This window comes from Bradyrhizobium niftali (genome assembly GCF_004571025.1).
In the GTDB taxonomy this organism is placed as follows: Bacteria; Pseudomonadota; Alphaproteobacteria; order Rhizobiales; family Xanthobacteraceae; genus Bradyrhizobium; species Bradyrhizobium niftali.
In genome coordinates this window covers 187,745-203,561 of record NZ_SPQT01000003.1, presented here as the reverse complement: position 1 = coordinate 203,561, position 15,817 = coordinate 187,745, and the positions used below count along the sequence as shown (strand labels likewise).

Genomic DNA, 15,817 nt, shown 5'->3' with positions numbered 1-15,817 from the left:
GCAAATGCGAATTTGGCTTTCCCCGCAAGGGTTTGCAGCACGAAATGGATTTACAACTGGCGGTCCTTTGCCAGCCTGTGTATAAGGCGGCCCTCGCAACCCACAGATCAGGTTGTGCTTTTTGCCTCACGGAGAGATTGCGATGTCCGAGCGGTGGACGCCCGAGTCCTGGCGCAGCAAGCCGGTGCTGCAGGTGCCCGATTATCCCGACGCCAAGGCCTTGGCCGACGTCGAGGCGCAGCTTGCGACCTTTCCGCCGCTGGTGTTCGCGGGCGAGGCGCGCAACCTGAAGAAGGCCTTGGGGCGCGTTGCGGCGGGCGAAGCCTTCCTGCTCCAGGGCGGCGACTGCGCCGAGAGCTTTGCCGAGCACGGCGCCAACAACATCCGCGACTTCTTCCGCGTGCTGCTCCAGATGGCGGTGGTACTGACCTATGCCGGCGCCGTGCCGGTGGTGAAGGTCGGCCGCATCGCCGGCCAGTTCGCCAAGCCGCGCTCCTCGCCGACCGAAAAGATCAACGGCGTCGAGCTGCCGAGCTATCGCGGCGACATCGTCAACGACATCGCCTTCACCAAGGAAGCGCGTGTGCCGGATCCGCAGCGCCAACTGATGGCCTATCGCCAGTCGGCCGCGACGCTGAACCTGCTGCGCGCGTTTGCGACCGGCGGCTTCGCCAATCTCGGCAGCGTGCATCAATGGATGCTCGGCTTCCTCAAGGACTCGCCGCAGTCCCGCCGCTACAAGGAGCTGGCCGACCGCATCTCGGACGCGCTTAACTTCATGCGCGCCTGCGGCCTCGATCTCGAGAGCCATCCAGAGCTGCGCGCCACCGATTTCTACACCAGCCACGAAGCGCTGCTGCTCGGCTACGAGCAGGCCATGACCCGCGTCGATTCCACCACCGGCGACTGGTACGCGACATCGGGCCACATGATTTGGATCGGCGACCGCACCCGCCAGCTCGATCACGGCCATATCGAATATTTCCGCGGCATCAAGAACCCGATCGGGCTGAAGTGCGGCCCGTCGCTGAAGCCCGACGAATTGCTGAAGCTGATCGACGTGCTCAACCCCGACAACGAGCCCGGCCGGCTGACGCTGATCGGCCGCTTCGGCTCCGACAAGGTCGGCGAGCACCTGCCGGGCATGATCCGCGCCGTGAAGCGCGAGGGCAGGGTGGTGGTCTGGTCGTGCGATCCCATGCACGGCAACACCATCACCTCGACGTCGGGCTACAAGACGCGGCCGTTCGACCGCGTCCTGTCCGAGGTGAAGTCGTTCTTTGCGATCCATGCCGCCGAAGGCACCCATGCCGGCGGCGTGCATCTGGAGATGACCGGCCAGGACGTCACCGAATGCCTCGGCGGCGCCCGCGCGATCACGGACGAGGATCTCAACGACCGCTATCACACGGTCTGCGATCCCCGCCTCAATGCCGAGCAATCCATCGACATGGCTTTCCTGGTCGCCGAGCTGCTCAAGCAGGAGCGCGCCGGCAAGGCCAAGCCGATGCCGGCCGCCGCGGGGCTCTAAGACCTTGCTGCGGATCTGGAAGGCCACGATCAACTCCCGTAACGGTCTGGCCTTTGCACTTCGATCGGAGCAGGCCGTCCGCGAGGAGATCTTTGCGCTCCTGCTGTCGCTGCCGCTGGCCTGGTTCATCGGCGCGACCGCGATGCGCGCGGTCGAGCTGGTCTGTGCTGTCGCGTTCGTGCTGGTGGTCGAGCTGCTCAACACCGCGGTGGAAAAGCTCGCCGACCGCCTGACGCTCGATCACGACAAGCAGATCGGGCAGGTCAAGGACATGGGCTCGGCGGCCGTCGGCGTCGCGCTGCTGATGGCCGGTGCGTTCTGGATCTTTGCCATCGTCGAGCGGTTGGGTTTCGTCTAGAGCGCTCATCGCGCTTTAAGTCGTTGTTTGAGCATGATCTTCTCGGAAAACCGCTCCACACTTTTCCGGATCATGCTCTAGCCATTGGATCGGACAGGGGCGACCATGACCGTACGTCTCAACGCATTCGCGGTCACGCTGGCCCAGCTCAACCCGACCATGGGCGACATCGAGGGCAATGCCGCCAAGGTGCGGGCGGCGCGCGCGCAAGCCGCCGCCGACGGCGCCGATCTCGTGCTGTTTCCGGAATTGTTCATCGCAGGCTATCCGCCGGAGGACCTGGTGCAGAAGCCGGCCTTCCAGGCCGCCTGCCGGGCCGCGATCGAAAGCCTTGCGCGTGAGACCGCCGATGGCGGACCGGCGATGCTTGTCGGCACGCCCTGGGTCGAGGACGGCAGGCTCTACAATGCCTGCGCGCTGCTCGAGGGCGGCCGCATCGCTGGCCTGCGCTTCAAGTGCAATCTGCCGAATTACGGCGTGTTCGACGAGAAGCGGCTGTTTGCGCGCGGGCCCGCCGCGGGGCCGATGACCGTGCGCGGTGTGCGCATCGGCGTGCCGATCTGCGAGGACATCTGGCTGGAGGAGTCCGAGGATTACGAGAACGTGGTCGAGACGCTGGCCGAGACCGGCGCCGAGATCATCCTGGTGCCGAACGGCTCGCCCTATGCCCGCGACAAGAACGACGTGCGCCTGTCGGTCGCGGTCGCGCGCGTCACCGAGAGCTGCCTGCCGCTGGTCTATCTCAACCAGGTCGGCGGCCAGGACGAGCTGGTGTTCGACGGCGCCTCGTTCGCACTCAACAGCGATCTCTCGCTCGCGGCCCAATTGCCGGCGTTCGAGGAAAGCATCACCACGTTGCGCTTCACTCGCAACGGCGACGATTGGCGCTGCACCGGGCCGATCGCCGCGCAGCCGGAAGGCGACCACGCCGACTATGCAGCCTGCGTGCTGGGCCTTCGCGACTACGTCGCCAAGAACGGCTTTCCCGGCGTGCTGCTCGGCATTTCCGGCGGCATCGATTCCGCGCTGTGTGCGGCAATCGCCGTCGACGCGCTCGGCGCCGACCAGGTGCATGGCGTGATGCTGCCCTATCGCTACACTGCGGCAAGCTCGATCGCGGACGCCGGCGAACTCGCCGGCCATCTCGGCATCCGCTACGAGGTGCTGCCGATCGCGGAAGCCGTGACCGGCTTCGAGACCATCTTGTCCGGCATCTTCAAGAACCTGCCGCCCGATATCACCGAGGAAAACCTTCAGGCCCGCACCCGCGGCACGTTGCTGATGGCGATCTCCAACAAGACCGGCCTGATGGTGGTGACAACAGGCAACAAGTCGGAAATGTCGGTCGGCTACGCCACGCTCTATGGCGACATGAACGGCGGCTTCAATCCGATCAAGGACATCTACAAGACGCAGGTGTTCCGGTTGGCTGCGCTGCGAAACAGCTGGAAGCCCGAAGGCGCGCTCGGGCCCGCCGGTGAGGTCATTCCGCCTGATATCATCACGCGTCCGCCGACGGCGGAGCTGCGCGAGAACCAGACCGACCAGGATTCATTGCCGCCTTACGACGTGCTCGACGCCATCCTCGAGCGCCTGGTCGAGCGCGAGGAGCCGCTGGACCGGATCATCGCCGCCGGCTTCGACCGCGAGACGGTCACCCGCATCGACCATCTGCTCAACGTCGCCGAATACAAGCGCCGCCAGGCCGCGCCCGGCGTGAAGGTGACGGCCAGGAATTTCGGCCGCGACCGCCGCTATCCCATCACCAACCGCTTTCGCGACAGGGGCGAGCCGCTGCCCGCCCCGGACGAGACGCTGGTCTCGCGCGGAAGCAAGGCGTCGATCGACGCGTTCGAAGGCTGAGCTCCAGTCTTGAGCGACAGCGGGCCCTAAGACGGGGTTGCGAAGAACAGCACCCGAAGCAAGTGCGTGTATTCGGATTCGAGCACCATGATCGACACAAATACCAATACCGCGATCGGCGGCAGCAGGATGGCATAGGCCAAGGCCAGTCGCTCCCAGGCCATGTGCATGAAGACGGCGACGATCAGTCCGGCCTTCAACAGCATGAACAGCAGGATCAGCGACCACCTCAGATAGCCATGCAGGCCAAAGTAGTCGACGAGGTAGGAGCACGTGCTGAGGACGAACAACCAGCCCCAGACCACGAGGTAGAGCTTGATCGGGTGCTGTTGACCCTTGGCGTGAACGGCTCCCGTTGCGACTGCGCCGGACGCAGGAGCGTCGAGCGTTCCTTCCATGTGTATTGCCGCGTTTGTCATGCGCCGACCTCACCAAAGATAGAAGAATGCAAAGATGAACACCCACACGAGGTCGACGAAGTGCCAGTACAGCCCGGTGATCTCGACGATCTCGTAATAGCCCTTGCGGCTTGTGAAAAAGCCACGTCTCTCGACGTCGAAGTCTCCCCGCCAGACCTTTCGCGCGATCGCGATCAGGAAGATCACGCCGATCGTCACGTGGGTGCCGTGGAAACCCGTGATCATGAAAAAGCTTGAGCCAAACTGCGCCGCGCCCCAGGGATTGCCCCAGGGGCGAACGCCCTCCATGATCAGCTTGGTCCATTCGAACGCCTGCATTCCGACGAATGTTGCGCCAAATGCCGCTGTGACCAGCATCAGGATTGCGGTTCTCACGCGATCCCTGCGGTAGCCGAAATTGACCGCCATCGCCATTGTTCCGCTGCTGCTGATCAGGACGAAGGTCATGATGGCGATCAGGATCAGGGGGATGTGCTTGCCCCCGATATTGAGGGCGAAGACTTCGCTGGGATTGGGCCACGGCACGGTCGTCGACATGCGCGCCGTCATGTAGGAGAGCAGGAAGCAACTGAAGATGAAGGTGTCGCTGAGGAGGAAGATCCACATCATGGCCTTGCCCCAGGACACGTTCTTGAAGGCGCGCTGATCGGACGCCCAGTCGGCGGCGATGCCACGCCAGCCTTCAAGCCGCGCAGTCGATTGGCCCGAATTTGTCAGCACGGTCTCAGCCATCTGGTCTCGCCTCCCTAGCTCAGCAATTGGCGGCAGATGTCGACGAAATCATCGGTCCAGCCCGTGAGAAGACCGAGCAGGACAAGCCAGACCAGCAGCAGGAAGTGCCAGTAGATGGCACACAGTTCCACGCTCAATCGCATCTCGGCGATCTCGGCGCCACGCCACATCTTGGCTGAGGTTCGGCCCAGGGCCACCAGACCGCCCGTCAGATGCAGCCCGTGCACCGCGGTCAACAGGTAGAAGAAGGAATTCGCCGGATTGGACGCCACGAAATATCCGGCAGCCCCGAGCCGCTGCCAGGCCAGGAGCTGTCCGGCGAGGAAGATCACGGCAGATGCTCCGCCAACGAGCAGGCCGATCATGACGCTCTCGGTATCGTGTCGCCCGGCAGCCACGTACGCCCACTGCAGCGCGACACTGCTCAGGACCAGGACGCCTGTGTTGACCCACAGCAGCCGCGGTATCGGCAGCGGCCGCCAGTCCACCACGCTCATGCGCATCGAATAGGCGCTGATGAACAAGACGAATAATGTGCTCGCGACGGCGAGAAACACGCCAAGTCCGACCTTCGCTGCCGGCCAGGTCATGCTATCGCCGCCGGGGAAGTCACCGACCGCGCCTTCCTCCAGCCAGGGCTTGGCCGTCAGCCGCTGCTGCGACAGCCACCATCCGGCGATCATCGCAAGCACAGCCAGGAACAGGATGATGGCGCTCACGAAGCAGCTCCCTGAACGAGCTGCGTCGCGCGTGGCGGCTGGTTCTGCGGAATGAAGTCCTCCGCGGCGCCAGGCACACTGTAGTCATAGGCCCAGCGGTACACGATCGGGAGCTCCTTGCCCCAGTTGCCGTGCCCTGGGGGCGTCTCCGGCGTCTGCCACTCCAGCGTCGTCGCCCGCCACGGATTGCCGCCTGAGGCCTCACCCTTGAACAGGCTCCAGGCCAGATTGAACAGGAACACCATCTGGCTGAAGCCGACGGTCAGGGCCACCACGGAGATGAAGGCGTTCAGTGAATGGGCCGAGGGCGGAATGAACGCCGCGTCGCCGAGTTCGAAATACCGGCGCGGAACCCCGAGCAGTCCAAGATAGTGCATGGGGAAGAAGATCAGGTAGGCGCCGAGGAAGGTGACCCAGAAGTGAAACTTGCCGAGGACGTCGTTCAGCATCCGTCCCGTGACCTTGGGGTACCAATGATAGATCGCGCCGAGCACGACCATGATCGGCGCCACGCCCATCACCATGTGGAAATGCGCGACCACGAACATGGTATCCGAAAGCGGCACGTCCACGACGACGTTGCCGAGGAAGAGGCCGGTGAGGCCGCCATTCACGAAGGTGATGATGAAGCCGAGGGCGAACAGCATCGGCACCCTGAGATGAATGTCGCCGCGCCACAGGGTCAGCACCCAGTTATAGACCTTGATCGCGGTGGGGATGGCGATGATGAGCGTCGTGGTGGCGAAGAAGTACCCGAATTGCGGGAACATGCCGCTCACATACATGTGGTGCGCCCACACGACGAAGCTGAGCGCACCAATCCCCACGATGGCCCAGACCATCATGCGGTAACCAAAGATGTTCTTGCGCGCATGCGTGCTGATCAGGTCGGAGACGATGCCGAAGGCGGGCAGGGCGACGATGTAGACCTCGGGGTGGCCGAAGAACCAGAACAGGTGCTGGAACAGCAGCGGGCTGCCGCCGCCATATTTCGACAGCTGTCCCATCTCGACGAGGGAGGGCATGAAGAAGCTGGTGCCCAGCAGACGGTCGAGCAGCAGCATGACCGAGGCAACGAAGAGCGCAGGGAATGCCAGCAACGCCATGACGGTCGCCGTGAAAATCCCCCACACCGTCAGGGGCAGGCGCATCAACGTCATGCCGCGGGTGCGCGCCTGGAGCACGGTGACCACGTAGTTCAGCCCGCCCATGGTGAAGCCGATGATGAACAGGATCAGGGACGACATCATGAGAATGATGCCCCAATCCTGCCCGGGCGTTCCGGAGAGGATGGCTTGCGGCGGGTACAGCGTCCAGCCGGCGCCGGTGGGGCCGCCGGGCACGAAGAATGTCGAGGCCAGCACCAGGACTGCGAGCAGGTAGACCCAGTAGCTCAGCATGTTCACATAAGGGAAGACCATGTCCCGGGCGCCGACCATCAGCGGGATCAGGTAGTTGCCGAAGCCGCCCAGGAACAACGCGGTGAGCAGGTAGATCACCATGATCATGCCGTGCATGGTGATGAACTGGAGGTACTGGTTGGCATCGATGAAAGAGAAGGTGCCGGGGAATCCCAGTTGCAGCCGCATCAGCCACGACAGCACCAGGGCCACCAGCCCGATGGCCGAGGCCGTCAGCGAATACTGAATGGCGATCACCTTGGCGTCCTGGGAGAAGACATACCGTGTCCACCAGCTCCTTGGATGATAGAGCTCGACCTCAGGTACTTCGGCAGGCGGGATGCCGGTGATCCCTTCATATGGAATATCGACCATAGAACCTCCTTGGTCGGATCCATCGGGTGCGAGGCGTTGGCCTCATGCACCCGATCCATCTTCGCAGCGGCAGCTTGCTACTTGCCACCGGATTGGTACGTCGCCTTCACGAGGGCTTTTGCCGGCGACAATTCGGCAAACGTCTTTTGTTGCTCCAGCCAAGCGTGATATTCACGCTCTTCGTCGATGATGACCTTGGCCCGCATCTGATAGTGAGCAGCGCCACAAAGCTCCGCACATAGAACATCGAACGTTCCGGTTCGGATCGGCGTTATCCAGAAATAGGTCACCATGCCCGGAACCATGTCCATCTTGGCCCGGAATTCGGGCACGTAGAAATCGTGCAGGACATCAACCGAGCGGAGGAGAACCTTGACCGGCTTTCCCATTTGAAGGTGCAGGTCGCCGTTCTCGATCACGACGTCGTCCTGCGCGTGCGGGTCGTCACGATTGAGTCCCATCGGATTGTCGGGAGCGATGTTGCGGACGTCGGACGTGCCCAACTGCCCATCCTTGCCCGGAAGGCGGAAGCTCCATTGCCATTGCTGGCCCATGACCTCGACCTCGGTGGCATCCGCAGGCACCGTCACGAACTGGTGCCAGACCACGAGGCCAGGCGCCAGCATGGCCGCGACGCCGACGCCGGTTCCGACGCTCAGCCACCATTCGAGCCTTTTGTTTTCCGGATTGTAGTCAGCCCGTCTTCCCTCTTTGTGGTGAAAGCGGAAGACGCAATAAGCCATGAAGGCGATGACCGCGACGAAAACGAAGCCCGTGATCCAGAACGTGATGTTGATGGTGTGGTCGATATAGGCCCAGTTCGTGGCGATCGGCGTCCACCACCACGGGCTGTAGAGGTGAAACAGCACCGAGCCGATCGCGACCAGAAGCAGTATCAGTGCGACAGCCATCCTGATCCATCCTTGCCATCGAAGGCTGCGGATACGAATCCAGGGCGGAGCTCGCGTCTGTCGCGGTGGCGGACTCTTCTAGGATGACATCTATGCCATCGCCGCGCCTATTGCCTCGCCCATTCAACCGGTCGCGATATTTCGATCGCGACCGCCAATTTTGCGGGCGTCTATGCTTTTAAAATGATCCCCCGCGAACCCGGCGTCAATAGCATGTCAACACGCTTAGCTGGCGCGGGCGATCCATGCTGCCGTGCACGCTGGCGAGCGTCAGTCGCATTCTCGATGTGATGCATCGCACAAAATATGCGAGGCACAATTCACCCAGTCGGGAGTGCTGGTCATTCCACGTCGCGCGCGCTAAGCTTGGGGCGCAGGTCGCGACGGGTTTCGTCCGGCTAAGCTCCTTCCTCGTTGAGCCTGGAACTGCCGTACTCCGCTCGATCGCGTCTCCCGCACACAAGGGCGGATACGCGTGGCCGGAAAGCGCGCCGTTCTCCGCCGCGGCTTTCAGCAGAGGAGGGTGTGTCCATGGCCACTCTTTATCCCGACAGGATCATAAAGCGGCACCTGTTCGGTGAGGCGGTCTCTTATCCCATTCGCAAGATCGGCTTGTCCGACTTGAGAGAGGTGCTGCGCCTGGGCTGGGAAGATTTCCAGGCGATGCCGAGTCACGCGATCGTCGTCTGCGTGATCTATCCGGTTCTCGGTCTCGTCCTGTTCAGGATGGTCCTCGGCCATTCGGTCCTGCCGCTGCTGTTTCCGCTGGCCGCAGGCTTTGCCCTGATCGGTCCCTTTGCCGCGATCGGCCTCTACGAACTCAGCCGTCGCCGTGAGCGCGGCGAGGAGGTCGATGCATGGGATGCGATCAAGGTGCTGCGCGCACCTTCCTTCGGCGCCATGCTCGAGCTCGGCGTGCTCCTGCTGGTCCTGTTCGGGGTCTGGATCGGCGTCGCGAACGCGATCTATGTCACTATCTTCGGTCACGCGGCGGCTGCAAGCATTCCCGACTTCGCAACCCGCGTGCTGACCACGCCGGAAGGATGGTCGCTCATCATCGTCGGTTGCGGTGTCGGCTTCCTGTTTGCGGTCGCGGCCCTATGCGTCAGCGTCGTATCGTTTCCGTTGATGCTCGATCGGCATGCGACGGCGATCGACGCGATCCGTACATCGCTGCAGGCGGTGGCCGCCAATCCGGTCGCGATGGCGGGGTGGGGGCTGATCGTCGCGGCGTTGCTCGTGATCGGCTCGCTGCCGTTCTTCGTCGGTCTCGCTGTCGTCCTCCCGGTGCTCGGTCATGCGACCTGGCACCTCTATCGGCGGGTGGTCGAGCCGAATCCGAATCCACCGGACGAGCCGTCGCCGCCCCCGAAGGGAAAGCGCTACGCAGCGGACTTTCCGGCCAATCTCTTCCCGTGGAGCCGCGAGGGAGAGCAGTAACAGCGAAACGGCTGTGCCCGGCGACCGCCTGCGCCGGGCATGACGGGTGAGCGCCTACTTCTGCTGCTGCGGCAGGAAGGTCGGGCCGACCGAGCGGATCGGCTTGTTCTCCGAGCTCGTCGGAGCCGTGCCGGTATCCGCCGGTGGCGTCGCGGCCGGTGCGGTGGCCGTCGTCGGCGCGGCAGGCGCACCCTTCTTGCCATTGGCGGCAGGCGTGCCCTTGTTGAGCCGCTGCTGCTGCATCTTCTTGGCGCTCTCCTCGGTGACGATGATGTCGCCCTGCTGTTCGGCCGCGGCCTTGTCGTCGGCGGACTTCAACGCATCGGCCCAGGTCTGGCCCGCCGCCTTGCAGGAGCAGGACGGGTTGAACTCGCTGCGGAATTTGAATGCAGTCGGCAGCGCCGTGTAGGGCTGGCCGCTGACGGAGACCGCGGAGTTCATGTCTTCGCCGGGATTGCGGTGGGTGTAGAGCACGGCTTCCGCGGCGGGGCACAGCGCCTTGCAGGTCTTCTCGTCGTCCGGGAAGCGCGCCGGCACGGTGGCAAACGAGACCGGGAAATAGGCGCCGTCGCAGGTGCGCACGCATACGGTGCGGTAGGTGCCGGATTGCGGGCCGAGATCGGAGGGCGGCACGGCCTGCGGATTGTTGGGGTTGTTGCCGCCGAACAGGTTGCTCAGGAAGTTGCCGCCGCCCTGCGACTGCGCGGCGTTGGCATATTGCGGGCCGCAATTGTTCTGGGCGAGGGCCACCAGCACCGAGCGGCGCTGGCTGTCGCGTTCCGGGCTGAAGCCGCCGGGACCGCCGCCACGCAGGCGTTCGAGATTGCCGGTGATCTGGTCCAGATTGGCGCGCATCTGCTGGATCTGGGTGTTGACCGGGCCGCACTGCGCCGACTGGCCGTTGAACAGCGAGAAGAAGCCGGAGGAATCGCAGCCCATGCGCTTGGCCTGCATGGTGACGCGGTCGAGCTCGGCCTGCTGCTTGGCCTGGGAATCCTGATAGCGGCGGATCTGGTCTTCGCGCGCGGGGTCACCGCCGCCGCCACGATCGAGCGCGGCGAGCTGGCCTTCCAGTCGCACGCACATCGGATTGGGGCCGAGCCCGTTCTGGCCGGGCTGAGGCGGCGGTCCGGGCGGTCCGGCCTGCGCGAAGGCGCTGTTGGCAAGCATCACGGTGCTCAGGAGCACGGTGCAGGCAAGGATCGAGCGGGCACGGGAGAGAGTCAAAAATTCAGGCATATCCGCCATTCTAGCGAGGTCACGGCCCAATGTGACATGAAGGGCCGAAGCGCGCCCTCCCATAGCCGCTTCCCGCGGCATCGTCACGTCGTTTCAGGGGCCAAAGATTGGGCCTAAGGTCCGCCAGCTCCGAGCGAATTCAGCGCTGGCAGGTGATTGCGACATATTCGTCGCAACGGCCATGGGAGCAGTTTGTGCCGGTTTTGGGGACAGAGCCGGTAATTTCGTCGGGATCGACCCGGCGATAGGCCGAAGCCTGGGCAAAATCCCGTGACTGGCAATAGGTGCGCGCGACCTGCGCGCCGCATTTGTCGCCCTTGGCCAGGCACTGGTCGATGCCGTAGCCGTCCGCCTGGTTGGCGATGATGAAGACGCGGGTTTCGGCGAATGCGCCCGATGACGCGACGATGGAGGCACAGGAAATGAGCGCGAGTATGGATCGCATGAAAATACCGGGGCTGGGGGAACCGCCAGCATCTCGAATAAACTCAAAAGGTTAATGATGATGAACCATCATGGCGGGGCGGCCGTGCTTTGCGGAGATAGAACGGCATTTTCGCGGCTCTCTTGACGCGGGGCCGCCTCATAGCCCATATGTTCCCGCATGAACGGTCTCCTCGCCATTTGCACGATTTGCGAGATTACGAGCTAGCGATTCGCTGGCTGGAGCCGTCTTTTCTCAAAAACATTGAGAGCACTGGACGCCCGGCCAACAGCCGACGGGTGTCCATATGGAATTGCGCCTCTACGATACGCTGACCAGGGAAAAGCGGCCGTTCGTGCCGCTCGATGCGAGCAACGTCCGCATGTATGTCTGCGGACCGACGGTCTATGACTTCGCCCATATCGGCAATGCCCGGCCGGTGATCGTGTTCGACGTGCTGTTTCGGCTGCTGCGCCATCTCTATGGCGAGGCGCACGTCAAATACGTCCGCAACATCACCGACGTCGACGACAAGATCAACGACCGCGCCGCGCGCGATTTTCCGGGCCTGCCGCTGAACGAGGCGATCCGCAAGGTTACCGAGCAGACGGGCAAGCAGTTTCACGCCGACGTCGATGCGCTCGGCGCGCTCCGGCCGAGCGTCGAGCCGCGCGCGACCGAGCATATCGGCGAGATGCGCGAGATCATCGAACGGCTCGTCGCCGGCGGCTTTGCCTATGTCGCCGAGGACCACGTGCTGTTCTCGCCGCAGGCGATGAACGCGGCCAATTCCACTCTGCCGCAATATGGCGCGCTGTCCAATCGCTCGCTGGACGAGATGATCGCGGGGGCGCGCGTCGATGTCGCGCCCTACAAGCGGGACAACACCGACTTCGTGCTGTGGAAGCCGTCCAAGCCCGGCGAGCCGTCGTGGCCGTCGCCGGCCGGCATCGCTGCGCAGGGACGCCCGGGCTGGCACATCGAGTGCTCGGCCATGGCCTGGAAGCACCTCGGCGAGCATTTTGACATCCATGGTGGCGGCATCGATCTCGTGTTTCCGCATCACGAGAACGAGGTCGCGCAGACCTGCTGCGCTTTCCACCGAGAGCGCATGGCGAACTACTGGATGCACAACGGCTTCCTGCAGGTCGAAAGCGAGAAGATGTCGAAGAGCCTCGGCAACTTCATCACCATCCATGAGCTGCTGGCGGATTGGCCAGGCGAGGTGCTGCGCCTGAACATGCTGAAGACGCATTATCGTTCGCCGATCGACTGGACCATGAAATCGCTGGAGGAGAGCGCCAAGACGCTCGACGACTGGTATCGCGTCGCGGCCGACGTCGATCCCGGCCGGCCCGCCGCGTCCGTGGTCGAACCGCTGCTCGACGACCTCAACACCTCCCTGGCGATCGCGGCGCTGCATGGCCTGCGCAACAGCGACGTGAGCGCATTGGCGGGATCGCTGCGGCTGCTCGGCTTCCTCTCCGAGAGCGCTGCGTTGTGGGAAGCTCGCAAGCAGCAGGCGAGCGGGGTCGATGCCGGGGAGGTCGAGCGCCTGATCGCGGAGCGGACCGCGGCCCGTGGACGGAAGGACTTCAAAGAGTCCGACCGCATCCGCGATCAGCTCGCCGCGATGGGCGTTGCGATCAAGGACTCCAAGGAAGGGACGACCTGGGAGTTTTCGCGATGATGCGGCCCGACACGCCTTTTCCGCGGCACTGGCTCTATTACATCGCGCTGAAGATCCTGCTGCTCGCCGCCGCGGTGGCATTTGCGCTCAAGCTCTATGGGATGTGGTGAAGACGATGGGACAGACTTTGCCAAAGCCGGGCTTGCGGCCCTTCCTGCCTGATGACGTGCCGGTGCTCGCCGCGATCTTCGCTGCGAGCATCGAGGAGTTGACCGGCGACGACTACAACGAGGCGCAGCAGCAGGCCTGGATGGAGGCTGCGGAAACCGAAGAGTTCGGCAAGCGGCTCGCCGCCGACCTGACGCTGATTGCGACGCTGGAGGGCTCGCCCGTCGGCTTCGCCTCGCTGCAAGGGGCCGACCACATCCGCATGCTCTATGTGCATCCGGCAGTCAGCGGGCAGGGCATTGCCACCATGCTGGTCGATGCGCTGGAGAAGCTTGCCGGCGGCCGCGGCGCGAAAAGCCTCTCGGTCGATGCCAGCGACACCGCGCAGGGCTTTTTCGCCAAGCGCGGCTATGTCGCCATGCAGCGCAACAGCATCACCGTCAACGACGAGTGGCTCGCCAACACCACCATGAAGAAGACGCTCGGAGCATCGCAATGAGCAAGGAGCGCCTCTATCTGTTCGACACTACGCTGCGCGACGGCGCGCAGACCAATGGCGTCGATTTCACGCTGACGGACAAGCAGATCATCGCGGCGATGCTGGACGAACTCGGCATCGACTATGTCGAGGGCGGCTATCCCGGCGCCAATCCAACCGATACCGAGTTCTTCGCCAGCAAGCCGAAGTTCAATCACGCGCGCTTCACCGCCTTCGGCATGACGCGCCGGGCCGGGCGCTCGGTCTCGAACGATCCGGGCGTCGCCGGGCTGCTGGAAGCCAAGGCCGACGCGATCTGCTTCGTGGCGAAGTCCTCGGCCTATCAGGTACGCGTCGCGCTGGAGACGACCAAAGAGGAAAACCTCGCTTCGATCCGCGACAGCGTCGCGGCGGCGAAAGCCGCCGGCCGCGAGGTGATGCTCGACTGCGAGCATTTCTTCGACGGCTACAAGGAGGACGCCAGCTTCGCGCTCGCCTGCGCGAAAGCCGCCTACGAGGCCGGCGCCCGCTGGGTGGTGCTGTGCGACACCAATGGCGGCACCATGCCGAACGAGGTCGAAGCCATCGTCACCGAGGTGACCAAGCACATCCCCGGCGATCACGTCGGCATCCACGCCCATAACGACACCGAGCAGGCGGTGGCGAATTCGCTCGCCGCGGTGCGCGCCGGGGCGCGGCAGATCCAGGGCACGCTGAACGGCCTTGGCGAGCGCTGCGGCAACGCCAATCTGTGCTCGCTGATCCCGACCTTGAAGCTGAAGCAGGAGTTTGCCGACGCTTTCGAGATCGGCGTCACCGCCGAGAAGCTCGCGACCCTCGTCAAGGTGTCGCGCACGCTCGACGACATGCTCAACCGCGTGCCGAACCGGCATGCGGCCTATGTCGGCGAGAGCGCCTTCGTCACCAAGACCGGCATTCACGCTTCCGCCGTGCTCAAGGATCCGCAGACCTACGAGCACGTCCTGCCGGAACTGGTCGGCAATCACCGCAAGGTGCTGGTCTCGGACCAGGCCGGCCGCTCCAACGTCATCGCCGAGCTCGACCGCGCCGGCATCGCCTATGAAAAGAGCGATCCGAAGCTGACGCGTCTCGTCGAGGAGCTGAAGGAGCGCGAGGCGGCCGGCTACGCCTACGAATCCGCCAACGCCTCGTTCGATCTGCTGGCGCGCCGCACGCTCGGCAAGGTGCCGCAGTATTTCGAGGTCGAGCAGTTCGACGTCAATGTCGAGCAGCGCTACAACGCGCTCGGCGAACGCGTCACGGTGGCGCTCGCGGTCGTCAAGGTCGACGTCGCCGGCGAGCATCTGATCTCGGCGGCCGAGGGCAACGGCCCCGTCAACGCACTCGACGTCGCCTTGCGAAAAGACCTCGGCAAGTACCAGAAATACATCGAGGGCCTGAAGCTGATCGACTATCGCGTGCGCATCCTCAATGGCGGCACCGGCGCGGTCACGCGCGTGCTGATCGAGAGCGAGGACGAGAACGGCGACAGCTGGACCACGGTCGGCGTGTCCCCGAACATCATCGACGCCTCGTTCCAGGCGCTGATGGATTCGGTGATCTACAAGCTCGTGAAATCGGGCGCGCCGGCGTAAGATCCGCTACGGCTGTCATACCCCGCGAAAGCGGGGTATCCAGTACGCCGCAGCTTCTCGGTAGTTCTCGGGCGTCTCGGAATACTGGATCGCCCGGTCAAGCCGGGCGATGACAGTTGGGGAGGGGAGCGCAACAATGATCGACCACATCTCCGTCGGCGTCAGCGATCTCGATCGCTCCGCAACATTCTACGAGGCGATGCTCGCCGCCCTCGGCCTCACGCGTCTCGTCACGCGGCCGCGGACGGTCGGCTTCGGCAAGGCCTATCCTGAATTCTGGATCAACTTGCGCGAGGGCATGCCGCGCGTAGCCCCGGAGAGCGGCGTGCACATCTGCCTGCGGGCGAAGACAACGGTCGAGGTCGATGCGTTTCACGCCGCAGCGCTGTCCGCCGGCGGCGCATCCGACGGCGCGCCGGGCATCCGCCCGCACGATCGCGTGCGCTATTACGCGGCCTTCGTCGTCGATCCCGATGGCAACCGGATCGAGGCGGTGACGTTTCCTGCGGAGTAG

15 protein-coding genes are annotated in these 15,817 nt (G+C 63.9%); 8 read left to right on the top strand and 7 right to left on the bottom strand.

Annotated elements, in window-relative coordinates:
• Nucleotides 1-142: 142 nt before the first annotated feature.
• The 3 genes from E4K65_RS09695 (at nucleotide 143) to E4K65_RS09685 (ending at nucleotide 3,752) form a co-directional block, all read left to right on the top strand.
• The gene (locus E4K65_RS09695) at nucleotides 143-1,531 is read left to right on the top strand and encodes a class II 3-deoxy-7-phosphoheptulonate synthase (RefSeq protein ID WP_135173953.1); all 1,389 of its coding nucleotides are present in this window, start codon (nucleotides 143-145) and stop codon (nucleotides 1,529-1,531) included.
• Between the two features lie 4 nt (nucleotides 1,532-1,535).
• Nucleotides 1,536-1,889, top strand: coding sequence for a diacylglycerol kinase (locus tag E4K65_RS09690; RefSeq protein ID WP_027544511.1), 354 nt, complete (start codon nucleotides 1,536-1,538; stop codon nucleotides 1,887-1,889).
• Nucleotides 1,890-1,994: 105 nt separating this feature from the next.
• Entirely contained in the window at nucleotides 1,995-3,752 is a 1,758-nt protein-coding gene (locus E4K65_RS09685) for an NAD+ synthase (protein WP_135173952.1), read from the top strand.
• 26 nt (nucleotides 3,753-3,778) lie between these two features.
• On the opposite strand, the gene E4K65_RS09680 is transcribed toward E4K65_RS09685, so the two are convergent.
• The 5 genes from E4K65_RS09680 to E4K65_RS09660 form a co-directional block, all read right to left on the bottom strand.
• Nucleotides 3,779-4,171: a cytochrome C oxidase subunit IV family protein gene (locus tag E4K65_RS09680; protein WP_167770683.1), complete on the bottom strand. Its 393-nt coding sequence runs from the start codon at nucleotides 4,169-4,171 to the stop codon at nucleotides 3,779-3,781.
• 9 nt (nucleotides 4,172-4,180) lie between these two features.
• On the bottom strand, nucleotides 4,181-4,903 hold the full coding sequence (locus E4K65_RS09675; RefSeq protein WP_135173951.1) for a heme-copper oxidase subunit III family protein: 723 nt from the start codon (nucleotides 4,901-4,903) through the stop codon (nucleotides 4,181-4,183).
• A 14-nt stretch (nucleotides 4,904-4,917) separates the two neighbouring features.
• Nucleotides 4,918-5,622: a cytochrome c oxidase subunit 3 gene (locus E4K65_RS09670; RefSeq protein ID WP_135173950.1), complete on the bottom strand. Its 705-nt coding sequence runs from the start codon at nucleotides 5,620-5,622 to the stop codon at nucleotides 4,918-4,920.
• Nucleotides 5,619-7,397: a cbb3-type cytochrome c oxidase subunit I gene (locus E4K65_RS09665; protein WP_027544506.1), complete on the bottom strand. Its 1,779-nt coding sequence runs from the start codon at nucleotides 7,395-7,397 to the stop codon at nucleotides 5,619-5,621. The genes E4K65_RS09670 and E4K65_RS09665 overlap by 4 nt, the downstream gene beginning before the upstream one ends.
• A gap of 77 nt (nucleotides 7,398-7,474) precedes the next feature.
• A complete protein-coding gene (locus E4K65_RS09660; RefSeq protein ID WP_135173949.1) occupies nucleotides 7,475-8,308 on the bottom strand; it encodes a cytochrome c oxidase subunit II in 834 nt (277 codons plus the stop codon).
• A gap of 531 nt (nucleotides 8,309-8,839) precedes the next feature.
• On the opposite strand from E4K65_RS09660, the gene E4K65_RS09655 reads away from it, so the two are divergent.
• Entirely contained in the window at nucleotides 8,840-9,748 is a 909-nt protein-coding gene (locus E4K65_RS09655; RefSeq protein WP_167770682.1) for a DUF2189 domain-containing protein, read from the top strand.
• 54 nt (nucleotides 9,749-9,802) lie between these two features.
• Here the strand turns inward: E4K65_RS09655 and E4K65_RS09650 are convergent, their stop codons facing one another.
• Together E4K65_RS09650 and E4K65_RS09645 are read right to left on the bottom strand one after the other, a co-directional pair.
• A complete protein-coding gene (locus E4K65_RS09650; RefSeq protein WP_135173947.1) occupies nucleotides 9,803-10,996 on the bottom strand; it encodes a DUF2865 domain-containing protein in 1,194 nt (397 codons plus the stop codon).
• A 130-nt stretch (nucleotides 10,997-11,126) separates the two neighbouring features.
• Nucleotides 11,127-11,432, bottom strand: coding sequence for a hypothetical protein (locus E4K65_RS09645; protein ID WP_135173946.1), 306 nt, complete (start codon nucleotides 11,430-11,432; stop codon nucleotides 11,127-11,129).
• A 286-nt stretch (nucleotides 11,433-11,718) separates the two neighbouring features.
• On the opposite strand from E4K65_RS09645, the gene cysS reads away from it, so the two are divergent.
• The 4 genes from cysS to E4K65_RS09625 all read left to right on the top strand — a co-directional run bounded on the left by cysS (nucleotide 11,719) and on the right by E4K65_RS09625 (nucleotide 15,817).
• A complete protein-coding gene (cysS, locus tag E4K65_RS09640) occupies nucleotides 11,719-13,101 on the top strand; it encodes a cysteine--tRNA ligase (protein WP_135173945.1) in 1,383 nt (460 codons plus the stop codon).
• A 115-nt stretch (nucleotides 13,102-13,216) separates the two neighbouring features.
• Nucleotides 13,217-13,708 carry a GNAT family N-acetyltransferase gene (locus E4K65_RS09635; RefSeq protein WP_027544500.1) on the top strand — a complete coding sequence of 164 codons (492 nt, stop codon included), beginning with the start codon at nucleotides 13,217-13,219 and terminating at the stop codon, nucleotides 13,706-13,708.
• Entirely contained in the window at nucleotides 13,705-15,303 is a 1,599-nt protein-coding gene (gene cimA, locus E4K65_RS09630; protein ID WP_135173944.1) for a citramalate synthase, read from the top strand. The genes E4K65_RS09635 and cimA overlap by 4 nt, the downstream gene beginning before the upstream one ends.
• Nucleotides 15,304-15,439: 136 nt before the next feature.
• Entirely contained in the window at nucleotides 15,440-15,817 is a 378-nt protein-coding gene (locus E4K65_RS09625; protein ID WP_135173943.1) for a VOC family protein, read from the top strand.